This is a genomic window from Pseudomonas sp. 05T35 (assembly GCF_056396605.1).
Genome location: NZ_JBFTLU010000488.1, coordinates 1 through 3219, shown reverse-complemented (window position 1 = coordinate 3219; position 3219 = coordinate 1). Strand labels below are relative to the sequence as shown.

Here is a 3219-nt window from a genome sequence, read left to right as displayed (position 1 = left end):
CAGCGGGCGCGGCCCTACAAGGCTCATCTCCCCCTTCAGAACATTCCACAACTCRGGCAGCTCATCCAAACTACTGGAGCGCAAAAACGCCCCAAATGGTGTCATGCGCTCAGCATCGGGAAGAGGTACGCCTTTTGAATCAAAAGCGTTCTTCATCGTGCGAAACTTAACCATCTCGAAAGGCTTGCCGTGGAGACCAGGCCTGACTTGGCGAAACAAAACGGGTCCTCCGAGTTTGCGGCGAATTTGAAAAGCCACAAACAAAATAACGGGAGACAACAATAGCAGGCCAAAAAAAGAAGCCAGAATATCAAAAAGCCGTTTCAACATTTTATGTTCCTAATTTGCATATCAAGGCGAGCGTCGATTTCGACCTGAAACATAATGTCATTTGCGTTTTGAAAGCCGCTTGAAAATATCGGCAAATCGTCGCACACCTTCACTTAAGGAAAGATTGTCACGATAATAAAACCGACCCTTTTCAGCCATCTCATTTCGACTCTGATCGCCAGCCAGATGCAAAGACTGGACAGCAGCAGCCAGCGACTCTGGATTTTCCGACTCAGCGACGAGTCCGCAGCCACTCAGCCGCACCAAGTCAGCTGCATCCCCATCGACTGCCATTAATAACGGTTTACCAACTGCCATATACGCCTGCGTTTTAGAAGGGATGGTCACCGTAAACAATGGATCTTTTTTCAGATGTACCAGCAACGCGTCAGCATTCGCAAGATAGCTGCCCACATCACTCATAGGGACGGAAGGTAAAAACACAACATTACGCAGACCGTTCGCTTCAGCCTTTTGCTTCAAGCGCTCAACCTCAACCCCTCCACCCAAGAAGACGAATACCAGATCGATACTCCGCTCCTGAAGAAGATTAGCGGCGTCGAGCACCGAGTCCAGAGCTTGCGCCTTGCCCATATTCCCGGCAAACAAAACGCGAAATCTTGAGGGATCTGGAAAGTTGGCGGGTAACTGATTACCGGAGGAAACCAAAAGATCCTCTGCGCACCAGTTATAGATAATTTCAATTTTGCTTTCCGGCACACCGCGCTCAGTCAGTAAACGCTTGAAACCGGGTGAAAGCACTACCAGTTGATCAACATTTTTATAGACGTAGTTACAAACTTTGGATACCAGATTGAGCGCCTTTTCATTAGCGAACATTCCGGTTGCACGCAAAGTATCAGGCCACAGATCCTGTATATCGTAAACAACCGGAATACGCCTAAAGAAACGGATAATCGTCGCTACGATACCTACTGTCAAGGGAGGGTGGTAGGCATATATCACATCAGCGCGCTTACTGAAGAACAGTCCGTAAAAAAGACTTGTTGCAGCAAAACTGACATAATTGGCTATCCGCCCAGCCCCACTTTGTCCATGACTTGGATAGAGTGGCAGTCGCGTTACTCTTACACCATCGATCAACTCACGCTGAATTAATCGCATTTTAAAACCAGGATAAATCTTGCCACCAGGATAGTTGGGGAAACCCGTAACCACCTCGACGTCAAACCCCTGTCTAACAAGCTCCCGCGCGAAAACAAGACCTTTGAAAGTCGGTTCCGGGTCAAACCATTGGGTAAGTAATAATACGCGAACTGCCATTCTATTTAGAACCTTTTCCAAACAACGCGCATAACATAATCACGATAGCTATGAATAATCCTGACTACCTTTTCCGCAACGTTTGGCATGCTGTAATCCTGCACCAGTCGCAGCGTCCGTTCATCCCCACGACTTTGTGTCTCCAAGAGTTGCAGACCTTGCATCACTCGCTCGACCTCAAGGCCGACCATCATGACAGCAGCCTCTTCCATGCCCTCTGGACGTTCGTGAGCTTCTCGAATATTCAACGCAGGGAAGTTGAGAATCGAGGACTCTTCGTTGATAGTGCCGCTGTCGGAAAGAACCGCTTTGGACTCGAGTTGAAGTTTATTGTAGTCTTTGAAGCCCAGCGGCTTAAGCAAGCGCACATTTTCGTGAAACTGCACGCCCATTGCATCTACGCGCTTCTGCGTCCGGGGGTGCGTAGATACAATAACCGGCATCCCGTAGGTTTCAGCTGTCTTATTAAGAACGTCTACCAGCTTCAAAAAGTTCTGATCAGAGTCAATATTTTCTTCGCGGTGCGCGCTGACGACAAAGAACTTACCTGACTCAAGACCCAATCGCTCAAGAACATCAGACGCCTCAATACCCTCTCGATAATAGTTCAGGACTTCAAACATTGGGCTTCCGGTCTTGATCACCATGTCTGGCGACAAACCTTCACGCAGCAGATAATCCCGAGCGATAGTGCTATAGGTCAGATTAATGTCTGCGGTGTGATCGACAATTCGACGATTGATCTCTTCTGGTACTCGCATATCGAAACAACGATTGCCAGCCTCCATATGGAAGGTCGGAATCTTGCGACGCTTCGCAGGAATCACCGCCATGCAGCTATTGGTGTCACCCAGCACCAGTAAGGCCTCAGGTTGAACCTCCGCCAGTACACGATCTACGCTAATGATCACGTTACCGATGGTTTCCGCACCCGTAGAGCCAGCCGCGTTCAGGAAATGGTCAGGCTTGCGAATACCTAGATCCTGAAAGAAAATTTCGTTCAATTCGTAGTCGTAATTTTGCCCGGTATGAACAAGTACATGATCACAATACTGATCCAGAGCAGCCATTACACGCGACAGACGAATAATTTCCGGGCGGGTTCCCACCACGGTTACGACCTTTAGTTTTTTCATTTTTTAAGCGTCACATTTCAAAAAGTGATAGACAAACAATCAGTAATACTCGCCTGCTGCCTCGCACCAACCGAAGCGAAACTCGATCGTCGCCAAGCCGCTGTCGGCTTTGGCGCAGCGCGCAGAGCCCGCTTGTCGCTGCCGAGCAAGCGACGAATGTCGCGGTACATAATGACACATTGAGTCGTTTTTTTTTGCGCCTCAGTTTAGCCAGCACCCGTTTTTTACTGCGCGTGACATACCAGCATCCAGTCGCCCCGGCGAAAGGTGTCGCGCTAGGCTGATGACAGCATACCAAGCCAAAAATCCAACCTGTACTGCGAGTGCAGCAACGCCCAAGCGCACCACGGATTCGACATCCAGATAGGTCAGAGCACCCAGCCATCAATAGACCTTCGAGGCGTCGAGAGTTTCAACGGGACGTTGTTTTCTGCCTTTGATGACGAAGCGCACCTGAACGACCTATCCC

The 3219-nt window shown here is 49.2% G+C and carries 3 protein-coding genes; all 3 read right to left on the bottom strand.

Annotation, left to right across the window (positions count from 1 at the left end):
* The coding region (locus AC1DH9_RS25790) for a sugar transferase (protein WP_477809039.1) at positions 1–330 on the bottom strand (330 nt) is incomplete at its 3' end.
* A gap of 57 nt (positions 331–387) precedes the next feature.
* Positions 388–1614 carry a glycosyltransferase family 4 protein gene (locus tag AC1DH9_RS25785; protein ID WP_427546976.1) on the bottom strand — a complete coding sequence of 409 codons (1227 nt, stop codon included), beginning with the start codon at positions 1612–1614 and terminating at the stop codon, positions 388–390.
* 5 nt (positions 1615–1619) lie between these two features.
* Positions 1620–2750: a non-hydrolyzing UDP-N-acetylglucosamine 2-epimerase gene (wecB, locus tag AC1DH9_RS25780; protein ID WP_427546973.1), complete on the bottom strand. Its 1131-nt coding sequence runs from the start codon at positions 2748–2750 to the stop codon at positions 1620–1622.
* Between the last annotated feature and the right edge of the window lie 469 nt (positions 2751–3219).

Excerpts from the sequence above, each read along its gene's own strand:
- AC1DH9_RS25785 (WP_427546976.1), bottom strand. The coding sequence starts at position 1,614 with ATGGCAGTTCGCGTATTATTACTTACCCAATGGTTTGACCCGGAACCG.
- wecB (WP_427546973.1), bottom strand. The coding sequence starts at position 2,750 with ATGAAAAAACTAAAGGTCGTAACCGTGGTGGGAACCCGCCCGGAAATT.